The sequence below is a fragment of the Gottschalkiaceae bacterium SANA genome (assembly GCA_036323355.1).
Taxonomy (GTDB): domain Bacteria; phylum Bacillota; class Clostridia; order Tissierellales; family GPF-1; genus GPF-1.
Genome location: AP028876.1, coordinates 2,610,956 through 2,636,013, shown reverse-complemented (window position 1 = coordinate 2,636,013; position 25,058 = coordinate 2,610,956). Strand labels below are relative to the sequence as shown.

Annotated in this window: 27 protein-coding genes, 1 pseudogene and 1 riboswitch; of the genes and pseudogenes, 21 read left to right on the top strand and 7 right to left on the bottom strand. The window is 42.1% G+C overall.

What is annotated here, in order from left to right; genetic code table 11:
* Positions 1-7: 7 nt before the first annotated feature.
* The 21 genes and pseudogenes from AC25CA_RS12845 (at position 8) to AC25CA_RS12745 (ending at position 17,942) form a co-directional block, all read left to right on the top strand.
* The gene (locus AC25CA_RS12845) at positions 8-319 is read left to right on the top strand and encodes a hypothetical protein (RefSeq protein WP_486814230.1); all 312 of its coding nucleotides are present in this window, start codon (positions 8-10) and stop codon (positions 317-319) included.
* On the top strand, positions 312-446 hold the full coding sequence (locus AC25CA_RS12840) for a hypothetical protein (protein ID WP_486814229.1): 135 nt from the start codon (positions 312-314) through the stop codon (positions 444-446). The genes AC25CA_RS12845 and AC25CA_RS12840 overlap by 8 nt, the downstream gene beginning before the upstream one ends.
* The gene (locus tag AC25CA_RS12835; protein WP_486814228.1) at positions 447-977 is read left to right on the top strand and encodes a hypothetical protein; all 531 of its coding nucleotides are present in this window, start codon (positions 447-449) and stop codon (positions 975-977) included.
* Positions 961-1,701, top strand: a complete 741-nt coding sequence (locus AC25CA_RS12830; RefSeq protein ID WP_486814227.1) for a peptidoglycan recognition protein family protein — start codon at positions 961-963, stop codon at positions 1,699-1,701. The genes AC25CA_RS12835 and AC25CA_RS12830 overlap by 17 nt, the downstream gene beginning before the upstream one ends.
* Positions 1,685-2,053 carry a hypothetical protein gene (locus AC25CA_RS12825; RefSeq protein WP_486814226.1) on the top strand — a complete coding sequence of 123 codons (369 nt, stop codon included), beginning with the start codon at positions 1,685-1,687 and terminating at the stop codon, positions 2,051-2,053. The genes AC25CA_RS12830 and AC25CA_RS12825 overlap by 17 nt, the downstream gene beginning before the upstream one ends.
* Positions 2,054-2,221: 168 nt before the next feature.
* Positions 2,222-3,865, top strand: coding sequence for a hypothetical protein (locus AC25CA_RS12820; RefSeq protein WP_486814225.1), 1,644 nt, complete (start codon positions 2,222-2,224; stop codon positions 3,863-3,865).
* Positions 3,866-3,921: 56 nt separating this feature from the next.
* On the top strand, positions 3,922-4,728 hold the full coding sequence (locus tag AC25CA_RS12815) for a DNA adenine methylase (protein WP_486814224.1): 807 nt from the start codon (positions 3,922-3,924) through the stop codon (positions 4,726-4,728).
* Positions 4,729-4,803: 75 nt separating this feature from the next.
* Positions 4,804-5,694, top strand: coding sequence for a hypothetical protein (locus tag AC25CA_RS12810; RefSeq protein WP_486814223.1), 891 nt, complete (start codon positions 4,804-4,806; stop codon positions 5,692-5,694).
* Positions 5,695-5,932: 238 nt separating this feature from the next.
* Positions 5,933-6,307, top strand: coding sequence for a PH domain-containing protein (locus tag AC25CA_RS12805; RefSeq protein WP_486814222.1), 375 nt, complete (start codon positions 5,933-5,935; stop codon positions 6,305-6,307).
* 377 nt (positions 6,308-6,684) lie between these two features.
* Positions 6,685-6,837, top strand: a complete 153-nt coding sequence (locus tag AC25CA_RS12800) for a hypothetical protein (protein ID WP_486814221.1) — start codon at positions 6,685-6,687, stop codon at positions 6,835-6,837.
* A gap of 12 nt (positions 6,838-6,849) precedes the next feature.
* Positions 6,850-7,014: pseudogene (locus AC25CA_RS12795) on the top strand (hypothetical protein); the annotation flags it as partial.
* A gap of 194 nt (positions 7,015-7,208) precedes the next feature.
* On the top strand, positions 7,209-7,655 hold the full coding sequence (locus AC25CA_RS12790; RefSeq protein WP_486814220.1) for a DUF4342 domain-containing protein: 447 nt from the start codon (positions 7,209-7,211) through the stop codon (positions 7,653-7,655).
* Between the two features lie 10 nt (positions 7,656-7,665).
* Complete coding sequence (locus AC25CA_RS12785) at positions 7,666-8,190, top strand: UBA domain-containing protein (protein WP_486814219.1); 525 nt, start codon at positions 7,666-7,668, stop codon at positions 8,188-8,190.
* A 65-nt stretch (positions 8,191-8,255) separates the two neighbouring features.
* Positions 8,256-8,942 carry a response regulator transcription factor gene (locus AC25CA_RS12780; protein WP_486814218.1) on the top strand — a complete coding sequence of 229 codons (687 nt, stop codon included), beginning with the start codon at positions 8,256-8,258 and terminating at the stop codon, positions 8,940-8,942.
* A complete protein-coding gene (locus tag AC25CA_RS12775; protein ID WP_486814217.1) occupies positions 8,943-10,562 on the top strand; it encodes a sensor histidine kinase in 1,620 nt (539 codons plus the stop codon). It abuts the gene before it with no gap.
* 89 nt (positions 10,563-10,651) lie between these two features.
* The gene (locus tag AC25CA_RS12770) at positions 10,652-11,635 is read left to right on the top strand and encodes an aromatic acid exporter family protein (protein ID WP_486814216.1); all 984 of its coding nucleotides are present in this window, start codon (positions 10,652-10,654) and stop codon (positions 11,633-11,635) included.
* A 160-nt stretch (positions 11,636-11,795) separates the two neighbouring features.
* A riboswitch (cobalamin riboswitch) is annotated at positions 11,796-11,968 on the top strand.
* A 108-nt stretch (positions 11,969-12,076) separates the two neighbouring features.
* Positions 12,077-13,132 (top strand): FecCD family ABC transporter permease, encoded by a 1,056-nt coding sequence (locus tag AC25CA_RS12765; protein WP_486814215.1) that lies wholly within the window; start codon positions 12,077-12,079, stop codon positions 13,130-13,132.
* Positions 13,133-13,141: 9 nt separating this feature from the next.
* Positions 13,142-13,900, top strand: a complete 759-nt coding sequence (locus AC25CA_RS12760; protein WP_486814214.1) for an ABC transporter ATP-binding protein — start codon at positions 13,142-13,144, stop codon at positions 13,898-13,900.
* Between the two features lie 20 nt (positions 13,901-13,920).
* Entirely contained in the window at positions 13,921-15,720 is a 1,800-nt protein-coding gene (locus AC25CA_RS12755) for a sirohydrochlorin cobaltochelatase (RefSeq protein WP_486814213.1), read from the top strand.
* Positions 15,721-15,746: 26 nt separating this feature from the next.
* On the top strand, positions 15,747-17,159 hold the full coding sequence (locus AC25CA_RS12750; protein WP_486814212.1) for an ABC transporter substrate-binding protein: 1,413 nt from the start codon (positions 15,747-15,749) through the stop codon (positions 17,157-17,159).
* Positions 17,160-17,942 (top strand): carbon-nitrogen hydrolase family protein, encoded by a 783-nt coding sequence (locus AC25CA_RS12745; RefSeq protein WP_486814211.1) that lies wholly within the window; start codon positions 17,160-17,162, stop codon positions 17,940-17,942.
* Between the two features lie 58 nt (positions 17,943-18,000).
* On the opposite strand, the gene AC25CA_RS12740 is transcribed toward AC25CA_RS12745, so the two are convergent.
* The 7 genes from AC25CA_RS12740 to AC25CA_RS12710 form a co-directional block, all read right to left on the bottom strand.
* The gene (locus tag AC25CA_RS12740; protein ID WP_486814210.1) at positions 18,001-19,848 is read right to left on the bottom strand and encodes an aldehyde ferredoxin oxidoreductase family protein; all 1,848 of its coding nucleotides are present in this window, start codon (positions 19,846-19,848) and stop codon (positions 18,001-18,003) included.
* 209 nt (positions 19,849-20,057) lie between these two features.
* The gene (locus tag AC25CA_RS12735) at positions 20,058-20,891 is read right to left on the bottom strand and encodes a MerR family transcriptional regulator (protein ID WP_486814209.1); all 834 of its coding nucleotides are present in this window, start codon (positions 20,889-20,891) and stop codon (positions 20,058-20,060) included.
* Between the two features lie 285 nt (positions 20,892-21,176).
* Positions 21,177-22,277, bottom strand: coding sequence for an NADH:ubiquinone reductase (Na(+)-transporting) subunit F (locus AC25CA_RS12730; RefSeq protein WP_486814208.1), 1,101 nt, complete (start codon positions 22,275-22,277; stop codon positions 21,177-21,179).
* A 12-nt stretch (positions 22,278-22,289) separates the two neighbouring features.
* Positions 22,290-22,877 (bottom strand): NADH:ubiquinone reductase (Na(+)-transporting) subunit E, encoded by a 588-nt coding sequence (locus AC25CA_RS12725; RefSeq protein ID WP_486814207.1) that lies wholly within the window; start codon positions 22,875-22,877, stop codon positions 22,290-22,292.
* Positions 22,874-23,482, bottom strand: a complete 609-nt coding sequence (locus AC25CA_RS12720; protein ID WP_486814206.1) for an NADH:ubiquinone reductase (Na(+)-transporting) subunit D — start codon at positions 23,480-23,482, stop codon at positions 22,874-22,876. Before AC25CA_RS12720 ends, AC25CA_RS12725 begins: the two co-directional genes overlap by 4 nt.
* The gene (locus AC25CA_RS12715; protein WP_486814205.1) at positions 23,479-24,087 is read right to left on the bottom strand and encodes an RnfABCDGE type electron transport complex subunit G; all 609 of its coding nucleotides are present in this window, start codon (positions 24,085-24,087) and stop codon (positions 23,479-23,481) included. Before AC25CA_RS12715 ends, AC25CA_RS12720 begins: the two co-directional genes overlap by 4 nt.
* The gene (locus tag AC25CA_RS12710) at positions 24,065-25,048 is read right to left on the bottom strand and encodes an RnfABCDGE type electron transport complex subunit D (RefSeq protein ID WP_486814204.1); all 984 of its coding nucleotides are present in this window, start codon (positions 25,046-25,048) and stop codon (positions 24,065-24,067) included. The genes AC25CA_RS12715 and AC25CA_RS12710 overlap by 23 nt, the downstream gene beginning before the upstream one ends.
* Positions 25,049-25,058: the final 10 nt, after the last annotated feature.

Below are 25,058 nucleotides of genomic sequence, written 5' to 3'. Positions count from 1 at the left end.
GCGAAATATGTATGTCGAAGAGAATGGGAAGATTCATCAAATAGAAGAGCTGACAACCAGAAGTGGAAGGAAAGTGACTTCAAAGTCAGAAGTTGGTGATCAAGAGAAAGTGGTCGCTGGCATCACCTATCAATTTGACCTGACTCGAGGAGAATATGTCGATTCGGAAGGGAAAGGCCTTTCAAATGAAGTTGGACCTTCTGGTGGAGTCGATCCCCTTCAGCGTGTGGAAGAGAAGCTTGATTTTCTTCTTCAGAAGCAAGTGCAGCGTGATTTAGAAGAAACGCTGAAGAGTCAGGAGGTGGATCCTGGTGTCTAGATATTCGGTGAGTGATTTGAGGCGAATGTATGCATGGGGAATAATTGATGAGGCTTTTCTTGACCGGGCAGTTGAAGCCGGCTGGATTACCCAGGAAGAGAAAGATTCAATCGTACAGGAGGGATAGATGACACAATTACAGGAATACCTTTCAAAGGTACTAGATGGATCCAACCCGCTGATTGGATTTGCCCTTTCTGCGATCAGCTATTTACTCTTTCCGGATCAGGCGTTTTTCACCAGCATCATTGCGGTGGGGGTTGCTATGGTCCTAGATATCCTGACGAAGTTTTGGTCCTTGGCCAAGCAGAACAAGGGGTACCGGGAAGCAGTGAAAACGAGAGCAATATATTCAAAGACCTTGTGGGACAAGACAAAGGTGAAGTTATTTTCTTACCTTTGCATCATGATCCTAGCGGGACTTAGTTACCGGGTGGCCCCTTTAAAGGAGATGGGGATATTTTTTGCCACTGTGGTTTATGGAGTGATGTTCCTTCGGGAAGGGCAGTCGGTTGTTGAGAATTTAGTAGATGGAGGAGCTGACCTTGGGTGGCTTCTTTTTTGGGTGAAGAGAAAGCAACGTCAGATCTTAGAGACTGAAATCGATGAGTACAAGGGGACTAGCAGGGAGGATGAAGATTATGAAAACCGAGTATAAGACAAGCGTGAAGCTTATTACTCAGAATCGATATTCCCGCCCGGGTAGGCGATTAAAAGGCATGAGGGGGTTAGTGGTCCATTGGGTTGCTAACCCCGGCTCAACGCCGAGAGGGAACCAGAATTTCTTTGAGAATCGAAAGCTTGGGAAGGATGGATTTGGATCTGCTCATGAGATCATCGGGATCAATGGAGAGCGGCTGATCTGCATTCCGGAAGCGGAGCTTGCTTATCATGTGGGATCGAAGAAATACACCAGGCGTGCGCTTAGCCGGCTATCCTCATATCCAAACGATTATACCTATGGGATTGAGATGTGCCATAAGGATTGGACTGGGGAGTTTACAGAAGAGACACTGGATTCTACAGTGCAAAGGTGTGCAGACCTTTGCCTGAAATATGATTTGGATCCGATCAGGGATATCTGGACCCATCAGCAGGTGGTGGGGTGGAAGGAATGTCCGCGGTGGTTCGTGAAGAAGCCGGTGGCGTTTCAAGAATTCAAAGAGAGAGTAAAGGAGATTGTGATGCCGAAACAACTTGAGAAGTGGCAAAGAGAACTTGGCCGCAAGGCCGTAAAAGAACTGAGTAAACGAGGGATCTTGAATGATCCAGACAAGTGGAACCAGGAAGATGAACTAGCAAAGCCAGCACCAACATGGTTGATGCTTACAGTTCTTGCGCGATATGCAGAGGAGGATGAGAAAAATGAAAAAAATAATTAAAGTGTTGATGGTGCTCTTAGTAGTGATTCTGCTGGGAGTTTTGATTTTGGGGATCCAGGAAGTGATCCCAATGCCGCTGGCCATGAATGTGGTTGCTGCAGGAGTATTCGTTGGGGTACTCCTGGTATTAATCTACATGGGGCAGATCGGAGTGGTAAAGAAGATCTTGCTCTCCTTGGTGATTGAAGCGGAGCAGATCTACGGATCCGGAACGGGAAAGATGAAATACAATTATGTGCTGGGGAAGGCTTACTCGCTGATTCCTAGTGTGGTGAAGCTATTTGTAACGGAGCAGACGATTAGTGAGATGTTGGAAGCGGCTGTTGATCAGTTGCAGCATTTTCTTTCATAAGATTTTTGGACACAATTTGTGTTCTTTTAGCTTTTTAGTAAACAAGGCATTAGTGTTCAAGAGTCTTTTAGTGATACGGCGGAGATTATTCATGTAGAATAAAATAGTGAAAACCAATTTAATATGTTAATATTTGTATTAGGAGTGAATATTAGGGGGAAGAATGACATGAAAAAAATTACTTTTGGATTGCTTGGATTAATTATTTTTTTGAACATGATAATTAATAAGATACTATTTTATATTAACAGATCCCCCTTTCATGATTTGTTTTTTTTAGAGAAAACAAAAATAGAATTATTACCATATATGGATTCTATTTGGCAAGCACAAGCAGGTATATCATTTATTGTTTTTGCAATTATTACACTAACTATTAATAACCTAGACAAATCATATTATGGAATGTCTGTGAAAGAGTTCTGGGGGAAACACTATAAAGGTATTGATCCTTTTATACTGATTTTTATATCTTTATTTCTATTTTCTTTAAATACTCTTTTTTATATTAATGATGCGTATAATAATTTGATTTTAAATTTTTCATTGAACATTCTTGTTGTTTTATTGTTAGCATATTTGTCATTTGAATTAATACTATTTCCAACAATTTTCAAATCTAGAATAGCAAATTGGTACTACATGAATATTGTAATAAACTCGAAAATGAAAGGTTTAAAAAACGAGTATACCCGAATCCTTTATGGAGATACTATGCAATCGATTAGGAAACGTGACTTTGAAAATATTTATGATTCGTTAGCATTTATTATTGAAGTAATATCAGATGAGGAAAATTTTGAGTTTATTTTGAAACCAATATTCATTTCTTTGGCACAAGCGAGAGCAACGGAGGTATTATATTTTTCTTTAAAATACATAGAGGACCATGGGGCGATAAAAAAGATAAATGATGATCAAATAATGAGCCTTTTTCAGATATGCTTTTCGGTTCAAACTTATTTTAGAGGAATAGAAGAATATGAACAGTTTGATTTTATTTCTTTAATAAATAGAGAGGATTGTATGAATCAGACTTTAAGGGAAAGTATTTTATCAAGATATATTCTAAGTTTTTCAAAAAACATGAAGTTAAACCAACAAGATAAGCAATTTTATTTTAAAAAACTTTTAGATGAGTGTTATTTTAAAATTAAGATAAATAGATTTACTTTTTCAGAAACTATTGTAGAATTCTTAATAAATGATATTTATAACGAGACTGATTCATACAATTTTTTAGGGAAAATAATAGAAGATTTGTATGAATCAGAAGCGTATGTTGTAGAAGAAAATTATAGAAAATTTGTTGATGTGTTATTTCATAAAATTTGTTTATATTTTTCTTGTGCGATTTTATTCAAAAAGCTACCGAGTGAGACTAATAACAGAATGCTTGATTTTTTCAGAGAGGAAAGAGGGCATGAGCGTTGCTTTTCCCTAAAGCATTGGTTATGTGAAAATATTGAAAGTTTATGGGGCAATTATGAAGATATTATGAGCACGAAAGAAGAGGACTGGTTCAGATTTATTACACCATTCCAAAATGGAAATGGGTCTTCTATAACATTTGATAAGTGCAAAAAAAGATATTTTTTACACTTAAGCATTTTATGTTTTCATCAAGGGAACGTAGATCCTAATGACGAAAACTTCATACTAGTGTTTCAAGAGTATTTAAAGGAAGGCGAAAGTTTCGATTCTATGATAGATTTTGCTTATACATTTATGGAGATTTTTTGGCATCAGGAAACGTTTGAAAAGAAGATTTGTTCAATAAAAGAGTGCTTGGGAAAAACTAAGACAGTTTAATTGTTATTAGCGTACTTAATATGATGAAAATTCGTTTTTAAATTATCTAAAAGAGGGTGATTAAAGCAAACAATTATAACAATATGAATCCACCGATCTCTCGGATGGGTGGGAAGTCAAAATTAAGGAAAGAAATTATCAGCAGGTTGCCGGAGCATACTTGCTATGTTGAAACATTCTTTGGAGCTGGTTGGGTATATTTTGGGAAAGAACCCAGCAAGGTTGAAGTAATAAATGATGTGGAAGGAGAGCTGGTGAATCTCTTCCGAATGATGAAACATCATGCGAGCGAGCTGCAAAGAATGCTTCAATATGAATTAAGCAGTAGGGATGAGTTTGAACACTACAAGCATGCGGATCTAAAAGGATTGACTGAGATCCAGCGTGCGATCCGCTTTATTTATATCAATAGTCAGAGCTTCGCGGCCAAGGGAGGGAATTATGGATATGGCACATCCACGAAGCCTCGAGGGATTGTCTTTGGCGAACGCAATCTTCAACAGATCCAGAGGCGATTGAGAAATACCTACGTTGAGAATCTGGATTTTGAAGAGCTAATACAGAAGTATGATCGGAAGGCTACCATGTTCTTCTGCGACCCGCCCTATTATGAAACGGCAGGATACGAATCAGAGTTTTCCTTGAAAGATCAAATGCGCCTAGTGGATTGTTTGAAGCAAATTAAGGGAAAGTTCCTTGTGACGATCAATGATCATCCAAAGGTTCGCGAGTGGTATTCCTGGGCAAATATAGAAGAAGTGAACACGGCTTATTCGATCAGCAGAGACAAAGATGCCTGCGGCAAGGTAAAGGAATTAATCATAACCAATTATGAACCGGCGCAGATCAAGATGTTGTTTTGATAATAAGTGAAAAATTTCTTCTGTTAGATAGCCTTTTAATAGGATAACTAATATTGAATGTAACGGAGTGAGACGATGAAAAATAGGGAAGTATTGCATTTTCTCAAATTTCAAACAGGCCGCCCATATGAGCGTTTTAATTATTGCAAACTGTTGATTTACTTATTACTCATTCTAGTTTTGAATGGTGTGTACAAAATGCTGGATCAATTAGAACCTATTGGCACTAATGGAGACTTGATTTATCATGGTTTGGACATTATTATCTCGATCATATCTTTGGTAGTAGGTTCAATAGCGTCAGCAATAATATTTTTTCTTATGATAGAGATAGTAAAAAGACGACGATTGTTAGGGCAGTATGAAGGTATCAATAATATTATGAAAGATAATCTGAATATTATTTTTGGAAAATTAAAAGATATTAGTGGGTTTGAGGAATTTGGTTTATCAACAGGTAATCAAGATGATGATTTTGAGAATAAGAAAAATTTATTAATAAGTCGAATAGTCAAAGCGAACGAAAGCAGAGTTATCAATCAAATATCTCAAGGAATACCAGAAGATTCATCAACTATTATTACTAATCCGAAAGAGGAGTTTAGTTTCGATGAAGCAATGAAATACGAAAATTTTAATTTCTATAATGGTTCAAGAGGGCGATTTAGAGAAATAAAACATCTATGGAATTCTCTTGAACATTATTATAAAGAAGTAACGAATTCAAAAGATGATGAAGAAATAGAAACCTTTACATGGTGGTATTCTAACGACCTCGTAAAACTAAGTAAAAGCTTGTGTTACTTAATATTAGATATGGAGAGAATTATAAAAGACCTAAGAGGATGGTCTAAGGTTAATTTTAAACTTGTTTTTCGCTTCTTCAGATTAAGTAGTCTTCTGGATTTTGATAATGAATTATGGTTTGATGATGATAATTCGAGAAAGAATTTTTCTGAGCGTTAATGCTGAAATAATTAGAGATTTAGAGTGATTAACCTTATAGTAAATTATTCATTTTCACTCCATTCGGTGTAAAAGTGACCAAATACAATATACGTACGATACACAAAAATTGCTGTAAGCCTTGCCAATACTTGATGAAGATTTAACCGTTTCCTAGTCTTTACAAAAGGAGACGTTAGTGAAATAATTATTTGTAAGGATATGGCAATTATGGAGTATTATTTTAGGAGGAGACGATATGATAGATTTTGATAACAAGAAGTATCTTAAACTTAGTCCAGTGAGTATAGAATCTGGAACAAACAAGATTATAGAATTTTTAATAGAGGGTGAAGAGGTCATTGGTGCTTATAAATCAATGCGGGATATGGTTATTTTTACATCAAAAAGAATTGTGGCGGTGAATGTTCAGGGCATTACTGGAAAGAAAATTGATTATTCTTCACTTGCGTACAGCAAGATTCAAGCGTTTTCCGTTGAGACAGCAGGTACATTTGATTTAGATAGTGAATTAGAAGTGTGGTTCAGTGGGCTAGGAAAGATGAAATTTGAATTTAAAGGAAATGTTAATATTCGTGGCATCTGTAAAGTTATTAGTGAATATACTTTATAGATGTGGTTTCAGATATTAATAAAGATAGCGTACTAAAAACGTACTAAAAAATTATGAAGCCATAAATCGGGCATGAAAACTAGTGTAATACAGCCATGAAATGCAGTGAAATCAACTGATTATGATAGAGAATAATACAAGTTGATAGAATGGGAATAGTGGATGCTTGGATGGAGATTTTAAGCTGTATCAATCGTTTACGGTTATTCCTATAAAGGAAAAGAAACGGACGATTATAGGATGTTTATCATGAAACCAAGAGATATTCTGCACCCAGATATGAGATTATTATTAATATGCAACGCGAGCATGTTTGGGACAGTAAGTGAGTGTTAGAATAGCACTCGCTTTTTTAATAATTTAATTAGAGGTATTCTATGGAGATTAAGGTTGATATTGATGAGAAGAAGTTTGCTGAAAAAATAATCGATAAGTGGAAACGACATAATTTTGTTGGAAAAGAACAGAGGGTAACTATAGTCTATAACGTTGAGTCTGAGGTTCTGCTTTATACTGTGAAAGAAGCCTAAAAGCTCCTTAAGACAAATCAAGGGTTTGTTTATGAGCATATCAAAAAAAGGTTGTTTCCGGCTTTGAAACTTGGAAGTTATAAGATTCGGAGAACGACGTTGCTGGAGTTCCTTGAAGAATATGAAGGCAAAGATCTCACGGATTTGGATGACATCAAAGATTTGCAAAGTCTTTAATATGATGGAAGTTTAATAATTACAGCGCATCACTTATAATAAATGCTCGATTACAAGTGACGCGCAATACACAAAAATGGCTGTAAGCCTTGCCATTACTTGACGAAGATTTAACCATTTCTTCATCTTTCTTTTTTCTGTTTTTCATCCGTAGTGGATAAGATAAAGACAGAAAGAACAAAGGAGGAAACAAAATGATTAATTTAGAAAACATTGACATCCTAAAGGAACGTGCGAATGTATCGTATCAGGAAGCGAAAGAGGCCTTGGAAGTTTGTGATGGGAATTTGGTTGATGCATTGATCTACTTAGAAAAATCGGAGAAGATTCGACCAGAGAGAAAAGCAACGCGAGATAAATTTGCAGAGTCGAGCCAGAATTTTGGGGAAGAAACGAAAAAAGTTTTTTCAAAGATGAATGCTCATCGATTTATGGTTCAAAAAGATGGGGAGACATTCTTGAATATCCCATCAATCTTGGCATTAATCTTGATCATCTGCACCTTCCCGGTATCTATCATTCTTTTGGTTTTGGGTGTGATCTTCGGATTTAAATTCCGAGTCCGAAACAAAAAAGGCAAGGCCGTGGAAATGATCGAAAAGATCAAGGAAACTTTCTCTGATACAGAGACAGGAGTGTAAGGAGGAAATCATGGAAAACGAATTAAAGAAAATTGATATTTTAAAAGAACGCGCCAATGTCACCTATGAAGAAGCACGAATTGCCTTGGAAGAAGCCGACGGCAATCTGGTGGAAGCCTTAATTAAACTGGAAAAGGAAGATCGAATTCGACCTAAGCAGAAGCCACAGCAAGCGAGAAGTGAAAGAAAAGAAAGAAGAGAGCACCCTCACCATGCAGAGAGACAAGCTCATCGAGATCATCGAAGAGAGGAAATGCGGGACGCAGGAGATAAATTGAAGAATCATCGATTTATTTTGCATAAGGACAACAAAGTTTTCTTGGACTGGCCAACCTGGGTAGCGCTTTTAATCATTCTATGCACCATGCCGTTCTCTTTGTTCGCATTACTTCTAGCGATCATCGTGGGATACCAAATGCAGATTCGATCTTATACAGGCAAGGAATACAGTGTTGACCAACCGATTCGCGAGGTCGCACAACAGGTAAAAGATGGCTTTGAAAAAGAGAAGGATGATGACGAAGCGGATCAATAGATCCGCTTTTTTTCTTTCGTTTGGGTCAAAATGACGTATAATGGGAATAGATGGGAGGCGGTCACATGAATGAGACGATTTTAGTCGTTGAAGATGAGTTGAAGATTGCTAGATTCTTGGAATTGGAATTAAAATATGAAGGATATACGGTAACGTCTGTTCATGATGGGCGGTCTGGTTTGGATGCAATTTTGAACGGATCCCCTGATTTGGTTATTCTGGATTTGATGCTTCCGGGTATGAATGGAATGGAAGTCTGCAGGCGTGTGCGTCAAAGCTCGCAGGTACCGATTATTATGCTAACAGCAAAGGATGAAACCATGGACAAAGTCATGGGGCTAGATGTTGGAGCGGATGATTATATGACAAAACCCTTCGCCATTGAAGAATTGCTGGCACGGATGCGCCGGATTTTTCGTTCTCACGAACAGACGCCGATTGTGTCGAATGTAAAGAAACTCTGCGCAGGAGACCTGTGTTTGGATTCGGATTGTCATGAAGTTCATTTTCAAGATACATTGATTACCTTGACGAAAAAGGAATTTGAACTTTGCCAATTGCTGATGGAAAATCTTAATCATGTTTTGACCCGTGAACAGATTATTGAGCGGATTTGGGGCTATGATTATTATGGGGATATCAAGATTGTAGACGTTTATATTCGGACTCTTCGTACAAAAATTGACGAGGTCTTTGATAAAAAGTTCTTTCATACCGTACGTGGAGTCGGTTATATATTTAAGGTGGAGTAAATGAAACGAAGTCGGAAGGAAATTAGGAAAGAAAAAAAGGCGGCACGGCAAGCCAATAAAAAGCCGAAGAAGATACGGTCGCATCCTATTTCCAAAGGGATTGTGTTCGTGTTTAGCTTTGTCTTGAAACTGGTTCAAAGTGTGATTCGCGCCATTCTTGAAGCGATTGATACCATGCGTGGAAATGGAAAGGATTCTTTGGCGTCGGGTTTTGATCGGTTTTTATCCTTATTTCGATTGAATATTACCTTCAAATTGACGTGGAGCTATGGATGGATTACTTTTCGTGCCCTCATTTTCATGAATCTATTACTCTTTTTTGGAGGAAAGTATGCGTTTCAAACCTACGAGGTTTGGCAACTGGAAAATCATGCGGCAATATTTGTTGAAGATTGGAAAGAAACTCCGGACTCGGCGCTTCTGGATCGCCTGATTCCAATTGAGAATTTAAGATACGGGATATTTGACGGGGCTGGAAATTGGATTGCCAGCACTGACCAAATGACCTATACGGATATTCGTACTGATAATGCGTATTTACCATGGAGTCTCGTTTATCAGGATTGGTTTATTTCCGAAACCGTATTGGAGGGAGAAATCGAGAATCCGGACAAGGTTTTGATTTTGATGAAGTCAACGGATTTTATCGAAGAAATTTTTATGGGAACGGTGGCAGCGGGTTGGGTTTTAGCCTTGTTATTTTGGCTGATTGCAATGGCTCGGGCATCCAAGATTGCAAAAAAACACTTGCAGCCGATTCATACCATGACGGAGAATGTGCAGTCTTTGTCAGCCAGTAATTTATCAGAGCGTTTAATGGTCAATGGTGCTCGTGATGAGCTCAAGGATCTGGCCCAGACCTTTAACCATATGATGGATGAAATTGAAGAATCCTATGGCAAACAACGTCAGTTTGTCTCCGATGCTTCCCATGAGTTGCGCACGCCAATTGCAGTGATCAAGGGATATGCGGACCTTTTAAACCGATGGGGAAAGGATGATCCAGAGGTCTTGGTTGAGGGGATCGAAGCAATCCGAAGTGAAACGGATTTTATGCAATCTCTTGTAGAGAGTCTCTTGTTCTTGGCTCGCCGTGATCGGGGTACCTTAAAGATGGAGATGAGTCAGTTTTCCTTGACGGAATTGATGGAAGAAGTTGAAAAAGAAACGAAGATGATTGATAATCGCCATGAAATTAGCGGGCAATTTGATCATTGTCCCCAGGTGTACGCCAGCTATGATAAATTGAAACAGGCAGTGCGGGTTTTTGTAGATAACTGTATTAAATATACGCCAGATCAGGGACAGATTCGTCTATCTTTGCGGGAGACGAAACAGACCTACGCCATTCAGATTGAGGACAATGGAATCGGAATCGCCAAGGAAGATCAACCACATATATTTGACCGCTTTTATCGAGCTGATAAGTCCAGAACGAGACTGGGAGAATCAAAAAGCGTCCAAGGAACGGGTTTGGGTTTGGCGATTGCCAAGGTCATTGTGGAGCAACATGGCGGTGAGATTTATTTAGAGAGCGAGTTGAATAAAGGAACCAGCATTACGCTATTTTTCCCAAAATCAGCCTTGGTAGAGCAGAAAACAGACGGTGGAACCCTATAGGGACCACCGTCCTTCTTTTTATCCGAAGGTTTGCCTTGGAAAAAAACGAGATGATATACTGAAGATATCGTATACGAGGAGGATTTGAGATGAAAAAAATCATGTCATGGATTCGTTGGGGGCGAGAAGCCTATCTTTTCGATTCAACAACCTATGTGGTAAAGAGTTTTGTTGCAATTTTTGTTGCCTATGTCATTGCACGATCGAACCCATTATTACAAAAAGATATCATCTCGGTGCTCTTTGGGGTGATGTTGACATTGGAACCTGTTTCCATCACAGGGATTCGGGTGGGACGCGATCAAGTAATTGCAACAGTCATTGCTGCGGCAGCGACTGCATTGATCATTTTCTTTGGGGGTAATACGGCACTGACTGTTGCGCTTGGGGTTGCATTTACACTTTATGTCAGCATTAAAATCAGCTGGCGTTTTGTTTCACCGGTTGCCTATTTTACGGCGATTTACATGACCCAGTATGTACAGCAAACAGCTGCAGGAGAGCCTAGTATGTTGTTGACCTTTCAACTTCGGATGGCAGCCCTTCTTTGCGGTGTCTTGATTGCTATTTTATTTAATATGGTCTTTTCACAATTTGGTTACCGCCATATGTTGAAGAAGCGAGTCTTATTCATATTAGAAGAGCAGAAACGGATTTTGGAAACGAGCGCGGAATCATTGCAAGCAGGAATGGAACAAATGCCTGCACATTTTGCCGATATCGAATGGGTATATGCGCAGATTTTCGATCGGGAGAAGGAATACGAAAAATTACCGGGCTGGTTGCAGCCGGGGAAAGCGGAATTACTGGAAGCAAAAACAGCGATGAAGGAAGCCAAAGAGATTGCCCATTTAATCTATGATATTGGATTGGTGCAAGAAGCAGAAAGTTTGAGTGCAGAAGCTATTGAAGAAGTGAAAGCACAAATGAAGCGATGGGGGCAGGGATTGAAGATCGAAAAATTGTCCTATACCATACAGTTGCCGGCTTTGTTGGAGATTAGCATTTCCAATGCGCGGGTCAATAAGAACCTTCATTGGATTGAAGCTCGGTATCAAAAATTAGCCCAATAACAATCGAAACGAAGTGATTGGCGATTAGTCGATCCTTCGTTTTTTTGTAAATAGGCTTTATGGTTTTGGTCGTATGAATGAATTCTATGACAGAATAATCTCATTATATATCCAAAAAATGACTTTACGGATAGAAAACTTGATGGTATTCTGTTAACGATAATTAAATAATGCAATAGGCGCGAAAGCTTAAATGGGAAGCTAGTGAAAATCTAGCACAGCCCCCGCTACTGTAAGTTGGACGAAACCATGTAACCACTGATCCATAGGATTGGGAAGGATGGGAGTAGGATGAAGACAAGTCAGGAGACCTACCTAATGCATGGCATGACAACCATTTCGGAGGGAGATGGCACCATGAATAGATAGGGCCAAGGCCGTATTTGATATTTATGATGAGACTCCGAAAGGGGACTCATCTTTTTTTATGCCTTGGAGGATATGATGGAAAATCAGTTATGGATAAAAATGCAAGACAAACGGAAAAAAGACAGCTTGATCCTATTCTTCTTTTTCTGTGTGTTGATGGGCGTTGGACTTATGGCAGTCAATTTGGGCAGGGCGGAAATTTCCATTCTCGATACCCTTAAGATTATCGGGGGTAGAGTGGATCCGAGTTTGTTGGAAGGAATCCCCGATTCATGGAGCAGCATTGTTTGGAATATTCGATTACCCAGGATTTTGACAGGAATTTTGGTGGGATGTGGTCTAGCGGTATCCGGTGCGGTTTTTCAAGCACTTTTAATGAATCCCCTCGCTGATTCCTACACCATGGGTGTCTCATCGGGAGCGGCATTTGGCGCATCTGTTGCAATTTTCATCAATCTTTTTTCAATGAATCTGCATCTGCCAGTGACCCTTTTTGCTTTTATGGGTGCCTTGGGAACCTTGGGCTTAGTGTTGAGGATTGCGCGGGTGGATGGGACGCTAAGTCCCAGCAATATGATTATTGCCGGAATTATAGTCAGTTCGATTTTCTCGGCTGGTATTAGTTTCTTGAAGAGTCTGTCTGGAGAGGGTGTTTCTGCCATTATCTATTGGTTGATGGGCAGTTTATCAGCAAGGAGTTGGATGCATGTAGGGCTTTGTTTTGTTGTTATTGGAATCTGCATGGCAATCTGCTTGTACTATGCTGATGATTTAAATCTGATGTGTTTGGGGGACCAGGAAGCTAGAAACCTGGGGGTAGATACCCAACGGGTCAGGCGAATTTTATTGATCAGTGGTTCTTTGATGACAGCGGTATGCGTCTCCGTTAGCGGGATTATAGGCTTTATTGGTTTGATTGTTCCCCATATGCTTCGCTTTCTTGTGGGATCGGATAATCGCATTCTATTGCCTTTATCGGGCTTGTTAGGTGGCTTGCTCTTGTTGCTGGCCGATACGGTAACCCGGGTGCTATTGAATATCGAGATTCCTGTTGGTGTATTTACCACCCTGTTTGGGGGACCATTTTTTATTGCCATTTTCGTTAAGAAGAACAAGGCCTTATTCTAGGAGTTTATTATGATTCAAGTTGAAAACCTATCCTTCTCCTATGGAGATCAAAAAATAATAGAAAATCTTACTTTCGATATTAGCCCCGGAAAATTCACGTCAATTATCGGACCGAACGGGGCGGGAAAAACCACGTTATTTCGTCTTCTGACGAAAAGTCTTCCTCCATTTCAAGGAAAGGTAATGCTGGGGGATCGGAATCTAAGGGCTGTTTCCATCAAGGAATTCAGCAAAAAAGCCGCTGTAATTTCACAAGAGCTGCAAATCCGATTTCCCTTTACCTGTCTTGAGATTGTTATGATGGGCCGGGCGCCGTTTCGAAGGCGGTCCGGACAAATACGTAAAGAAGATTTGGAGGTCGTTCAAGCATGCATGGAATGGACCGACACCTTAGGGTTAAAAGACGCCTTGATCACAGAGATCAGCGGTGGCGAAAAGCAGCGGGTGATGTTGGCTAAAGCCTTGGCGCAATCGCCAGAGGTGCTCTTTCTCGATGAGGCCTTTTCCAATATGGACATTGAATATCGCATTCGTTTTTTGGGGCGGTTGAAAGGCCTGGCAGCGGATCAAAAGATTACTGTCGTTGCGATTATGCATGATTTGCACCTAGTCAATCTATTCAGCGATGAGGTGATTGTTTTAAAAAAGGGGAAGCTGATTGAAAACGATCAGCCGGAAGAAATTTTTACCTCGCAGAAAATGAAACATATTTTTGGGATTGACGCGAAGCGAATTTCATCGGGTGAACTGGTGATTTCAGCATCGTAAAATATGAAGAAGGAGGAAAAATGATGAAAAAGAAAGTATTAGCAATGATGATAATCGTATTTTTAGCAGTTGGGGTTTTTTCAGGATGTTCTCAGGGGGCAGCAGAGGCAAGTGATCCCGTTGCGGATCAACCAGCAGTTGAAGAAGCAAGTCCTGCTGAGCCGGAATCGCCAGTCGAACCTGAAGTTGAGAAAAAAGCAATTCTGGTTGTTAGCTTTGGTACCAGCTATGCAGACACGCGAGCAGCAAGCATTGAGGCAACAGAAAATGAGATTGCAGACGCCTATCCAGAATATGAAGTGAGACGCGCTTTTACATCGCAATTTATTATTAATAAACTAGCAAAAAGAGACAACATTATGATAGACAATCCAACACAAGCCTTGGATCGATTGAGCCAAGAGGGATTCAGTGAGGTGGTTGTTCAACCCCTTCATGTAATCGCTGGTGCGGAGTACAACGAAATGGTTGAGGTTGTGGCAGAATACAACGACGGTCGTTTTGATTCTCTGCTTATGGGTCGTCCTATCTTGACAGGGATTTCGGATTACACAGCAGCTGCAGAAGCATTGGCTGTGCAAATGCCGGAATTGGGTCAAGGCGAGGCAGTAGTTGTGATGGGTCATGGAACACATCATCCTGCCAATGCATCATATGCATGTCTTCAAAGCGTCTTAGACAAGGAAGGTATGGACAAGGTTTATGTGGGTACGGTAGAGGGATACCCAACCTTGGACGATGTGATGACACAATTGGAAAAAGACCAAATTCATGAGGTTACCTTGATGCCGTTTATGGTGGTTGCAGGGGACCATGCCAATAATGATATGGCAGGCGATGAAGATGATTCTTGGAAGACAATCTTGAAAAAAGAAGGATATAGTGTGAATACCTATTTGCATGGTTTGGGTGAGAATGTTGCATTTCAAGAGATTTACAAGCAACATGTGCAGGATGCTATAGATGGAAATGGACAAGAAATTCCAAAACCCTTGGTACAAGTTGCAGCCGATGAGTCCAAATGGGTGGCTGGGAAAAAAGCGGTTATGGTGGTTAGTTTTGGAACCAGTTATGCAGATACGAGAAAGATGAGCATTGAGGCGACAGAAAATGCAATCGGAGAAGCCTATCCCGACTACCAAGTTGTACGTGCCTTTACATCTCAATTTATTATTAATAAATTGGCAAAACGTGACAATATCATTGTTCTAAATCCAGAAGAAGCTTTCGAGCAGTTGATGGCTGATGGTGTAGAAGAACTGGTTGTTCAACCGCTTCACATTATGGCAGGCAGTGAATACAACGAATTGATGGGAATTGCAAAACACTATGAAAAAGGATTTAAATCAGTAACTTTCGGAAAACCGCTTCTAAATGGAATAGAAGACTACGAGATTGCAGCCCAAGCGCTTAAGAGTCAGTTACCAGAGATCGGTGAAAAACAAGCGGTTGTTTTGATGGGTCATGGCACGCATCATCCAGCCAATGCAACTTATGCCTGCTTCCAAAGTGTTTTGAACAAAGTGGGCATGGATCAAGTGTACGTGGGGACCGTAGAAGGCTATCCAGCATTTGAAGATGTGCTAGAGCATTTGAAGGCTGACGGAATTGAAGAAGTAACACTTATGCCGTTCATGGTGGTTGCTGGCGATCACGCCAACAATGACATGGCGGGTGATGAAGAAGATTCATGGAAAACCATGTTGAAAAAGGAAGGGTTTACCGTGGAAATTTATATGCATGGAATCGGTGAAAATTCTGAATTTCAACAAATCTACGTTGACCATGTTGCAGCTGCTATGAATAGGGAAGAAAAATAGAATATCGTACACGAGGGGATTAGAGTATGAAAAAAAGTTTGATAATCGGGTTGATGATTGCCATTTTGTTTATGACAGCATGCACACCAAGCGGAAGCGTTGAAGTAGAGGAAACAAGCACATACGCCATTGAGTTTGAAGATGATTTGGGAAATCTGATTCAAATGGATAAACCAGCAACACGGATTATCTCCTTGTATTCTGCACATACAGAAAACATTTATGCCTTGCAGGCAGGTGACAGCATTATTGGAGTGGGGACCAGTGATGCTTATCCATACGAGGCCGTTTTAAAACCGCGATTCAGTTATCGTTCTGACCCGGAAAAGGTCATTGCTGCCGAACCGGATTTGGTACTGATCCGCCCCTTTATTCAAAAGAGCTATCCTGATTTTGTACAGGCGCTCGTTCTGGCCAATGTGCCAGTGGTCTGTCTTTATCCAAATGAGTTTGAGGAATTCGACGGATATATAACGAAATTGGCCATGCTGACTGGACAAGAGGATTTTGCAGAAAAAAGATTGGCAGATTTTCATCAAGTGATTGACGCCTTTGAGAAAACAACTGCCTCCATAGAACCAAAAACAAGGGTGTATTTCGAATCCACGGAAACAGAGTATCGAACGATTACACCGGATTCGACACCGGCAAAAGCGATTCAAATGGCCGGCGGTGTGAATGTTGCTGCCGATGCAGTTGCACTCAGTGAGACGACTAGCATTGCTTCTTATGGGGATGAGAAGATCCTGGAAAAAGCGGATGAGATAGACGTGTTTGTCTCGCAACGTGGTGCCATGAATGCGGGAGGCAATTATCATTCCATTTCCATTCGTCCGGGATTTGATACCATTAAAGCCTTGCGAGACCATCGTGTGTTCGAAATTAACGAGAAATTGGTTTCAAGCCCAAGTTTCCGTTTTGAAAAGGGAATTCAGGAATTGGCGCGTATGTTTTATCCCGAAATCTTTGACGACTTAGTAGGATTCGATCGAGAAATTCCATTGACGCGAGAACGCTTTGCAGAGCTTGCTGTGAGAAGCCAACATCGACCGATCTTTGCACCTACTTCCAGCTATTATCGTAAAGAGCATAAAAACCATACCTATGGGGCTTTTACGGATGTGTCAGTCGATCATCCGAACTTTGATATGATTGAAACGGCGTCTTTGGCAGGATATGTAAATGTTGAGGGTGAGGTATTTGATCCGGATGGTGTTGTGACTCGAGAAGAATTTGCCACGACTCTTTATCTTCTGTCGGATTTGTCTATGGCAGAGGAAACACCAGAAATTTTAGATCTTGATCAGGTTGAGACACCGAGAATTATTCAAATTTTGGTCGGAAACGGGATGATGGAAGTAGAAGATGGCTATTTCTACGGAAACAAGCCTATCACTGAAAAGCAAGCCATGGAGAGTATGATGCGTTTGGAGGAATAGATGACAAAGATTGCTTTGGTTCAAATGGCAATTTCTCGAAATCAAGAAAAAAATAGGGCCGCAGTTCTTCGATGGATGAAGGAGGCAGCACAGATGGGGGCAGAGCTTATTTGCTTTCCCGAGGGTGCTTTGACTGGCTATCTGCCGAAGATGGGGCAACCGAAGGCGATGGCTATCGATGATGAAGTAATTAAAGATATCCAGAAGGAAGCCATTTGCTTGAATCTTGAAGTGTATATTGGAGCTTCTATTTCCTGCCAAGGGAAGATCACCAATAGCTATTTTCAGATTGCAGATCAGATCGACTGGGTGGATAAAACCCATTTGGGTCAGCGGGAAGCTCAGTATTTTGAAGCGGGTCAGAGGATTCGCTGTCTGCAGAGTCGGCTGGGAGCAATCGGGACAGCCATTTGCCTGGAAAGTCATTTCCCGGAAATCTTTACCCGGTGTCGAGACCTGGGCGCGGTCATCATGCTGCTTCCCTTCGCATCGCCAGCGGTCTGCGGACCCCGGGGAAAGATGTGGAGAAAGATCTTGCCGGCCCGGGCCTATGACAATGGGATGTATGTTTTAGCGACCAATTTATGCGGAACTGATGGAGACCGCTATTATTCCGGAGGCATGATGGCAGTGGATCCAACCGGGGAAATTTTGGCGGAATACGAAGGCCCAGACGACCATATGATTCTGGTGGATGTAGACCTGGATTGGGTAAAAAAATTGAGAAAAGCCAATGGAAAGACCAATTACTTTGACAGGCGAAAACCCGAATTATACAGATGAGTAAAGCCCACCGAAAATTAACCGGTGGGCTTTTTTTGTCTCTTGGCAAGATGATTTACTAGATCAAGTTGAGTTCTTTTAGTTTTGCTTCTGTAGGTACGCCGTTTGAATCCCATCCCATGGAGTCGTAGAACTCATCGATAATGACACGCTCGTCCACAACTTCTCCTTGGCCGAGGCCGTCTGGAGCTGGCTCTGTTCTGAGTCTGACTGGAAGTGTGTCGTCTTTTCTAGTGAAACCTTCACGCACGTTGAAGAGTCGCTCTAGATTGCTGACGCGTTCTGAACATTGAAGCATCTCAGCAAGGGTCAGAGAATTGCCAGTGACTGCGTTGTAAATGCCTGTCCACGTTTCGCCCTTAACCGCCAAGGTGATGGTGGTGAAGAGGCAGGTGCCCAGCAGGTTGGTGAGCATGCTCAGTTCCTTGAGGGGTTTGACCCAATGCTTGTCAGAGTCCTGGGTGTTGACTTTCTTTTCGGTAATGCCCAGTTCTTCGGACAGATATCCCAGTGCATCAATGGTGGAGGCAAAAGGTCGCAAGTGGTCGGCACCGCGCTCTGAACCAAGATGGGACAGAACTTCTCCTTTGCTGGCACGGACGCCGCAAGAGGCCAGTTCCATGCCCTTGACGGTCATGACATAATCTTCAGCGCCATTTCCTATGACTTTTGCCGCTCTTTCTGAGCCTTCTGCCAAAAGATTTCCAAATCCCTCTCGAAGAGCAATTTTTCTTGTCAGTTCGATCATGGCTTCGCCATTTCCGAAATTCAGCTCGAGGCCATCGGTGGTGTCTTTGTTGATGATCCCCTTTTCATACCATTCCATAGCGGTTGCGATAATCTGACCGGTGGAGATGTTGTCCAGTCCGTACTTGTTGCATTCGAAATTGGCCATAACGACCTCGTTAAGGTCTGAGACTCCGGTTTTGGATCCGTAGGCGCCCAGGCCTTCGAATTCAGGACCGTAGCCTTTCGTACCGCTGTACTTGCCATGTTGGATCTCGGTCTTGCGTCCGCAGGCGATGGGGCAGGCATGGCAGCCTGTCGCCTGAACCTTTAGTACTTTGTGGTAGGCTTCATGGCTGAGCTTATCAGCGTGTTCAAAGGTTGTTGTTTGCCAGTTGCGTGTAGGCAGGCAGCCGACTGCGTTGACGGATGCAGTGAAGGCGGATGTGCCAAATTTGGATAAAAGGGATTCAACAAAAGGTTCTTCTTTGAGTTCCTTGCGTGCTTGCTTTGTGTAAAGTTTGAAGGCTTCAGGATTTGAAATATCCGTGCGTTTTCCAGAACCTCGGACTACCAGGGCTTTGACATTCTTGCTGCCCATGACGGCTCCAGCTCCGCCTCGACCTGCCGCTCGGTGGGCATCGATCATGATTGAGGAGAATTTGACAAGATTCTCGCCTGCAGGACCAATCTCTGCGATTCTCACTTTGGGATCATCGAGTTCCTTGCGAATGGCTTCTTCGGTTTTTTCTACATCAAGTCCCCAGATGGTTTCTGCTGGCAGGAATTGAACCTTGCTGTCTTTGACAAAGACGTAGACGGGCTTTTCCGATTTACCCGTCAAAATGATTATATCGTAACCTGTTTTCTTTAATTCAGGTGCCAGCATGCCCCCGACATTGGAGACGCCGATGGTTCCAGTGAGTGGAGATTTGAATCCGACGCAGGTTCTTCCAGACGACGGTGCCAGAGTGCCGTTGACAGGTCCCATGGCGAAAATCAAGAGATTTTCTTCGCTCAAAGGATCCATTCCCGGCTTCACTCTATCGTACATGAGCTTTGCGACGAATCCCTCGCCGCCAATATAGAGCGAACGCCATTCTTCAGGAATCATTTCTTCTCGAGTGACTTTGGTGCTTAGATCGATCCATAGCATTTTCCCGTTGTAACCTTTCATCATATTACCTCCTTAAAATCATAAAAGCTCACAAACATACGGGTGTATGTTCATGAGCTCCTTTGCCAATGGCAGGCCTGAAAATCGCTCTTCAGACCCTGTCGCTCCAAGCGACCTCGGGGGCCGGGAGGAGTCGGAGACGATTCAATTGTCTGATTCGGTCATGGTGCATATCTGATAATACGATTATAAAGTCTAGGGTTAGGCGAGAGTCAACCCAATCTTACAGGAATTTGCAATTTAATTAACATATGGCGTTCTTCCACCTCGAAAATGGGTAGTTCAACGACAACTTCGCAGATATAGTCGCCTACAATTTTGTAATTCTGGCTTTTGGCAAAATCAAAAAGAATTTGAGCATATTCTACTTCTTTTTCGAAGCAAGGGCAGTAGAGGGAGAGATAGATGTTCTCGGGTATATATTCGACCATCTCGTCCTTGTCATAGTAGGCGTCGAGGAAGACAAAGAGTTCTGTGGCGTACATTTGGCCCTTGGTGATCATCTCTTTTCTAAGAATGGTGCCCACATTGCAAAAATAAACTTGCGGAAGCTCTTGGGCGATGACCTGATTTTTCAATGCTCTCAGGATGTATTCGTATCCCTCCATGGTATGCGCGTAAATGTTTTTTCCACCATCGAAGACAAAGATTTTTCTTTTTGGCGTGTGCTCAATGACAACCTTGCCGTAGTCAGGAGGCACATGGTAGCGGTCGAAGTTACTGATGGTTGCCTTGATGGCTTCTTTCATCCGCATCATTTTAATCATCTGAGCGTCGATGCTTTCTTTCTGACGACTCAGCACGCTCCGCATTACGGAGAGATCCTTCTGATCAAAATGCTGTTTGATCTCCTCAAGGGACATGCCTAGTGCTTTCATGTAGATGATCATGTCCAGTACTGCACTCTGTTTAATAGAATAGTAGCGGTAGCCGGTCTGTTCATCCTTGATCAGAGGTTTTAATAGTCCAATTTTATCGTAGTGCCTCAGTGTGTCAATGGTAATGCCGTTCAGTTTGGCCATCTTGCCTATGGAAAGTCTGTCCATGGGGGAACTCCTTTCTAAATGAAAATCCAAGTGATGTGTTTATTATATACAGAAAATAATGATGTGAAAATATGATCCATAGTTGATGGGATGATTTTTTCGTTTTATTGGTCACTTTTTGTTTGTTTTTGTTTGATACTTGTGCCGGCTTATCGGTTAGGCCAATTGATATGAATGTTAATCGGTGAAAGAAATAGAAAACGTATCGAAACAGTCAAGCAATCTATCTCTGTATTCGATACGTTCTTTTGAACTTGCAGCATATAAAGTTTTTAAGTGATCGATTTAAGAGAACTTGTCGTAGTAGATAAATTCTTCTGGAATGCCCTTTTCGATGAGGACTTCTACAATGGAGTCGATCATTCTTGGGCTTCCGCAGAGATAAGCCTCTCTTTCACAGGGATCCATCAAGTCTCGTTGCAGACAGGTGGTCACTCGGCCTAGTTGTCCTTTCCAGTCTGTTTCACGATGCGGTTTGGAAAGCGATGGAATGAACTCAAAGCTAATTAAATCAGATTCGAATTCCTTCATGCGTTCCAAAAAGAAGAGATCTTCTTCGTGGCGTGCGCCAAAGTAAAAAATAGCTCGTCTTTCACTATTCATGGCCTTCAACTGGTGGAGAATAGAGAGAATTGGCGCCATGCCGGTGCCGGCCGCAACCATTAAAATTTCCCGTGTGCTTTCCTGATAGTAGAAATCGCCGTATGGTCCTGTCATGGCAACTTCATCACCGACGGAAAGATGCTTGTGTACATAGGTGGAACAGATGCCGTCGGGCACCAGGCCGATAATCAATTCTAGTTTGTTGTGTTCGGTCGGGCTTGATGCAATGGAATACGCTCGAAATACTTCTTCATGGTTTCCCGGGTATTTCGGCGCACGAAGTTGCACATATTGTCCGGCCTTAAAGGAAATCTCCTCCCCCTGTGGAAAAGTGAAGATCAAGTGCTTAATATTGGGGGTAAGGTCTGTAATCGCGGTTACTGTTGGGTGGAACTCCTTCACGTTAAAGAGTTCTTCCGGGATAGAAATAGCGATGGGTTCTTTTACTTTTAGTTGGCAGGAGAGGCGTACACCGAGTTCTCGTTCTTCCGGTGTGACATAGCCGAACTCTGTAGGCAAGATTTCTCCTCCACCCGATTCAACGGTGACTTTGCAATAGCCACAGCTGCCCTTTCCACCACAGGCAGAGGGAATGAAGATCTTTTCTTCTGTCAAGCCAGATAGCAGGGTGTCTCCGCCTTCCATTTCGATTTCGGTTTCCTCGTTGATGGTGACCTTCATGATGCCATAATTGCCTATGGTTTTCTTGGCTAAGGTCAAAAGGAAGGCGAGAAAGCCAGTAAAGAGGGAGAAGATCAATAGGGTAGTTAGTATTTTTTCCATTTATTCTCCTCCTTATGAGATTTGCACAATACCGGAAAATCCGATAAAAGCGAGGGCCATAATGCCTGTGATAATTAAGGTGATGCCAGGTCCCTGCAAGCCTTCTGGTACAGCGCTCATCTTCATACGCTTTTTGATGCCAGCCAGGGCAACGATGGCCAGCATCCAGCCAAGTCCAGAACCCAGTCCATAGAGGGTTGAGGTGATCAGGTTGTAGTTTCGTATGGTCATAAACAGGGATACACCCAGGATTGCACAATTGACTGTGATCAGGGGGAGAAAGATCCCCAGGGACTGATAGAGGGCAGGAAATGATCGCTCAACAATCATCTCGACCAATTGCACAAAGGCGGCGATACTTACGATAAAGACAATATATCGGAGATATTCGAGTCCAAAGGGGACCAGAACGTAGTGATAGAGCAAATAGTTGATTGGAGCCGTAATCGCCAGAACAAAGGTGACGGCTTGTCCCAATCCAATGGAGGTTTTAATATCACTCGATACAGCGATAAAGGAACACATCCCCAAGAAATTGGAGAAGATCATATTGTTGGTGAAAATAGCTGCGAAGAAGACGACAAATGGATTAACGATCATTTTGCCACCTCCTGATTTTTTTCTTTAAAGGTATGCAAGATCCAGATGAGTATACCCAGCATAAAGAATGCACCTGGCGGCATAATCATAATAGACCAAGAGACCCAGGATTCACCCATCACTTGAATGCCAAAGAGGGTGCCAAATCCCAGTAACTCACGAACAAAGGCGATGGTTAATAGAACCAGGGTGTATCCTGTTCCCATGGCAATTCCATCGATAAATGCGATATGAGGTGGATTGGCTTGGGCGAAAGCTTCGCAGCGGCCCATGATGATGCAATTGGTGATAATCAATCCAACATAGGGACCCAAGGCTGTCGAAATATCGGGAAAATATGCTTTCAAGAAGATATCGACAAGGATGACATAGGCCGAGATAATTAAAACCTGAACCATCATACGGATATGCTTGGGTGTCCATTGCCTAATCAAGGAAACTGTCAATTCGGAGAAAGCAGTGACGAAAATAAGGCCTAGTCCCATGACAAGGGAGTTTTTCATTAGATTAGTAACGGCTAAAGCAGAACAGATACCGAGGATCTGTCGCGCGATGGGATTGTTTCCCCATAAGCCTTCCATGAAGATTGTTTTGGTTTGTTTCATTCAAAATCCCCCCTCGCGTAGGCGTCGTAGTATCGGGTCAGGTCTGTATTGAGGAAGTTGCGAACAGCGTTGCTCGTTCCGGTTGCGCCAGAGATTGCATCAACATTGCCACCCGGCTTTGGCCGATAAATCAAATAATCAGGCTGTGTTGGCAGAATCAGGTTATCGAATTGATCAAGAAATTCTGCTTCTTCAATCCGACCGCCGAGCCCTGGTGTTTCGCTGTGAGAGACAAAGGACAATCCCAAAAGAAAGTCCTGTGAGAAGTTGATACCGATATATCCATGAATGCTGCCCCACAAGCCGCTCCCTGAAACGGGGACGACAAAGATGGAAGGCTCAAGCTGATAGAGTGTGGTTTCATTCCAAGTTAGGATTTTAAAGGAATTGGAAAAAAGAGATTGAATCTCTTGATCCGTGCCATTTTCAGGTAATAGGTTAGCCGCCTCTAAAACTTTCTCTTGGTTTTTCACTTCAATATTTTGTTGAATGCGTGGTCCAGTAGCCTCATTGATCAAGGCGAGAGCACCAATCATGATAAGTGTGAGTAAGACCATAAATCCAATTGAATAGGAGTAGCGACTATGACGTTTGTTTTTTGCCATCGGCTTGACTCCTTTCTTTTTGTTTCTTTTTTACGGCTTTTACGGCTTCATCCATCAGAGGAGCGAAGGTATTGCCAATTAATATGGCAAACATAATGCCGCCAGCGAAAAGAGCAAAACCACGAATGACAACGGTGACGGTGCCGATTATTAGTCCATAGATCCATTTTGCTTCTTTTGTTTTAGGACTAGAGATGGGATCCGTTACCATAAAGAAGGTAGCAAATAGAAAGCCGCCGGAAAGAATTCCGTAACCAAGGGGAAGCACTTCCGCAAATCCCATGAAGCCAAGGAACAGGCTCATTGCGGTAAATCCCAGCAGGGTTCCGGCAACGGATTGCCAGGCTGCAGTTTTGGTGACAAGCAGGTAAATGCCGCCGATGAGAATGAGCAAGCCACTGGTCTCACCCAAGGACCCGTTTACGGTCCCTAGAATAACTGAAAGCAGTTCGGGCAGGGCACCGCTTGCTCGATAGGCAAGCATTGGTGTTGCACTCGATAAGGTGTCGATGGAAAGAAAGGGAGCCGCGTAGGCAGTAAAACCGCCAAGGCCAGTAGAAAAATGGCTGGACCATTCAGTTGTCATAGGGCCAGCGAAAGAAACATAGACAAAGGCTCGACCCACGAGGGCAGGATTAAAGACATTTTTTCCGAATCCCCCAAAGACCATCTTCCCAAAGATAATGCCGAATAGGATACCGACAACTGCAATCCAAAAAGGAGTTGCAGGCGGCAGTGTGAGGGTAAAAAGTACGGATGAAACGAGTACAGCCTCGGAGATTTTTGCTTTGGTTTTTCGGATGAAAAGCCATTCACCAAAAATGGCGGCTACAAGAACAATCGCTTGCAAGAGCAAGGCACGCCATCCGTAAAAATAAATGGATGCGCAAACAATCGGGAGTAAGGCTAACTCGACTTTTCGCATCATCGGCTGATTCTGAATTCCTTTGATCTTTTTCATAAGAACTCCT

What these genes read in the sequence shown, in the direction of transcription:
- AC25CA_RS12785 (WP_486814219.1), top strand. Translation starts at nt 7,666, where the DNA reads ATGGAAAACGAATTAAAGAAAATTGATATTTTAAAAGAACGCGCCAAT.
- AC25CA_RS12725 (WP_486814207.1), bottom strand. Translation starts at nt 22,877, where the DNA reads ATGATCGTTAATCCATTTGTCGTCTTCTTCGCAGCTATTTTCACCAAC.
- AC25CA_RS12740 (WP_486814210.1), bottom strand. Translation starts at nt 19,848, where the DNA reads ATGATGAAAGGTTACAACGGGAAAATGCTATGGATCGATCTAAGCACC.
- AC25CA_RS12805 (WP_486814222.1), top strand. Translation starts at nt 5,933, where the DNA reads ATGATAGATTTTGATAACAAGAAGTATCTTAAACTTAGTCCAGTGAGT.
- AC25CA_RS12745 (WP_486814211.1), top strand. Translation starts at nt 17,160, where the DNA reads ATGACAAAGATTGCTTTGGTTCAAATGGCAATTTCTCGAAATCAAGAA.
- AC25CA_RS12770 (WP_486814216.1), top strand. Translation starts at nt 10,652, where the DNA reads ATGAAAAAAATCATGTCATGGATTCGTTGGGGGCGAGAAGCCTATCTT.
- AC25CA_RS12715 (WP_486814205.1), bottom strand. Translation starts at nt 24,087, where the DNA reads ATGGCAAAAAACAAACGTCATAGTCGCTACTCCTATTCAATTGGATTT.
- AC25CA_RS12760 (WP_486814214.1), top strand. Translation starts at nt 13,142, where the DNA reads ATGATTCAAGTTGAAAACCTATCCTTCTCCTATGGAGATCAAAAAATA.
- AC25CA_RS12825 (WP_486814226.1), top strand. Translation starts at nt 1,685, where the DNA reads ATGAAAAAAATAATTAAAGTGTTGATGGTGCTCTTAGTAGTGATTCTG.
- AC25CA_RS12780 (WP_486814218.1), top strand. Translation starts at nt 8,256, where the DNA reads ATGAATGAGACGATTTTAGTCGTTGAAGATGAGTTGAAGATTGCTAGA.
- AC25CA_RS12710 (WP_486814204.1), bottom strand. Translation starts at nt 25,048, where the DNA reads ATGAAAAAGATCAAAGGAATTCAGAATCAGCCGATGATGCGAAAAGTC.
- AC25CA_RS12730 (WP_486814208.1), bottom strand. Translation starts at nt 22,277, where the DNA reads ATGGAAAAAATACTAACTACCCTATTGATCTTCTCCCTCTTTACTGGC.
- AC25CA_RS12810 (WP_486814223.1), top strand. Translation starts at nt 4,804, where the DNA reads ATGAAAAATAGGGAAGTATTGCATTTTCTCAAATTTCAAACAGGCCGC.
- AC25CA_RS12835 (WP_486814228.1), top strand. Translation starts at nt 447, where the DNA reads ATGACACAATTACAGGAATACCTTTCAAAGGTACTAGATGGATCCAAC.
- AC25CA_RS12830 (WP_486814227.1), top strand. Translation starts at nt 961, where the DNA reads ATGAAAACCGAGTATAAGACAAGCGTGAAGCTTATTACTCAGAATCGA.
- AC25CA_RS12820 (WP_486814225.1), top strand. Translation starts at nt 2,222, where the DNA reads ATGAAAAAAATTACTTTTGGATTGCTTGGATTAATTATTTTTTTGAAC.
- AC25CA_RS12800 (WP_486814221.1), top strand. Translation starts at nt 6,685, where the DNA reads ATGGAGATTAAGGTTGATATTGATGAGAAGAAGTTTGCTGAAAAAATA.
- AC25CA_RS12765 (WP_486814215.1), top strand. Translation starts at nt 12,077, where the DNA reads ATGATGGAAAATCAGTTATGGATAAAAATGCAAGACAAACGGAAAAAA.
- AC25CA_RS12750 (WP_486814212.1), top strand. Translation starts at nt 15,747, where the DNA reads ATGAAAAAAAGTTTGATAATCGGGTTGATGATTGCCATTTTGTTTATG.
- AC25CA_RS12845 (WP_486814230.1), top strand. Translation starts at nt 8, where the DNA reads ATGTATGTCGAAGAGAATGGGAAGATTCATCAAATAGAAGAGCTGACA.
- AC25CA_RS12735 (WP_486814209.1), bottom strand. Translation starts at nt 20,891, where the DNA reads ATGGACAGACTTTCCATAGGCAAGATGGCCAAACTGAACGGCATTACC.
- AC25CA_RS12720 (WP_486814206.1), bottom strand. Translation starts at nt 23,482, where the DNA reads ATGAAACAAACCAAAACAATCTTCATGGAAGGCTTATGGGGAAACAAT.
- AC25CA_RS12755 (WP_486814213.1), top strand. Translation starts at nt 13,921, where the DNA reads ATGATGAAAAAGAAAGTATTAGCAATGATGATAATCGTATTTTTAGCA.
- AC25CA_RS12775 (WP_486814217.1), top strand. Translation starts at nt 8,943, where the DNA reads ATGAAACGAAGTCGGAAGGAAATTAGGAAAGAAAAAAAGGCGGCACGG.
- AC25CA_RS12790 (WP_486814220.1), top strand. Translation starts at nt 7,209, where the DNA reads ATGATTAATTTAGAAAACATTGACATCCTAAAGGAACGTGCGAATGTA.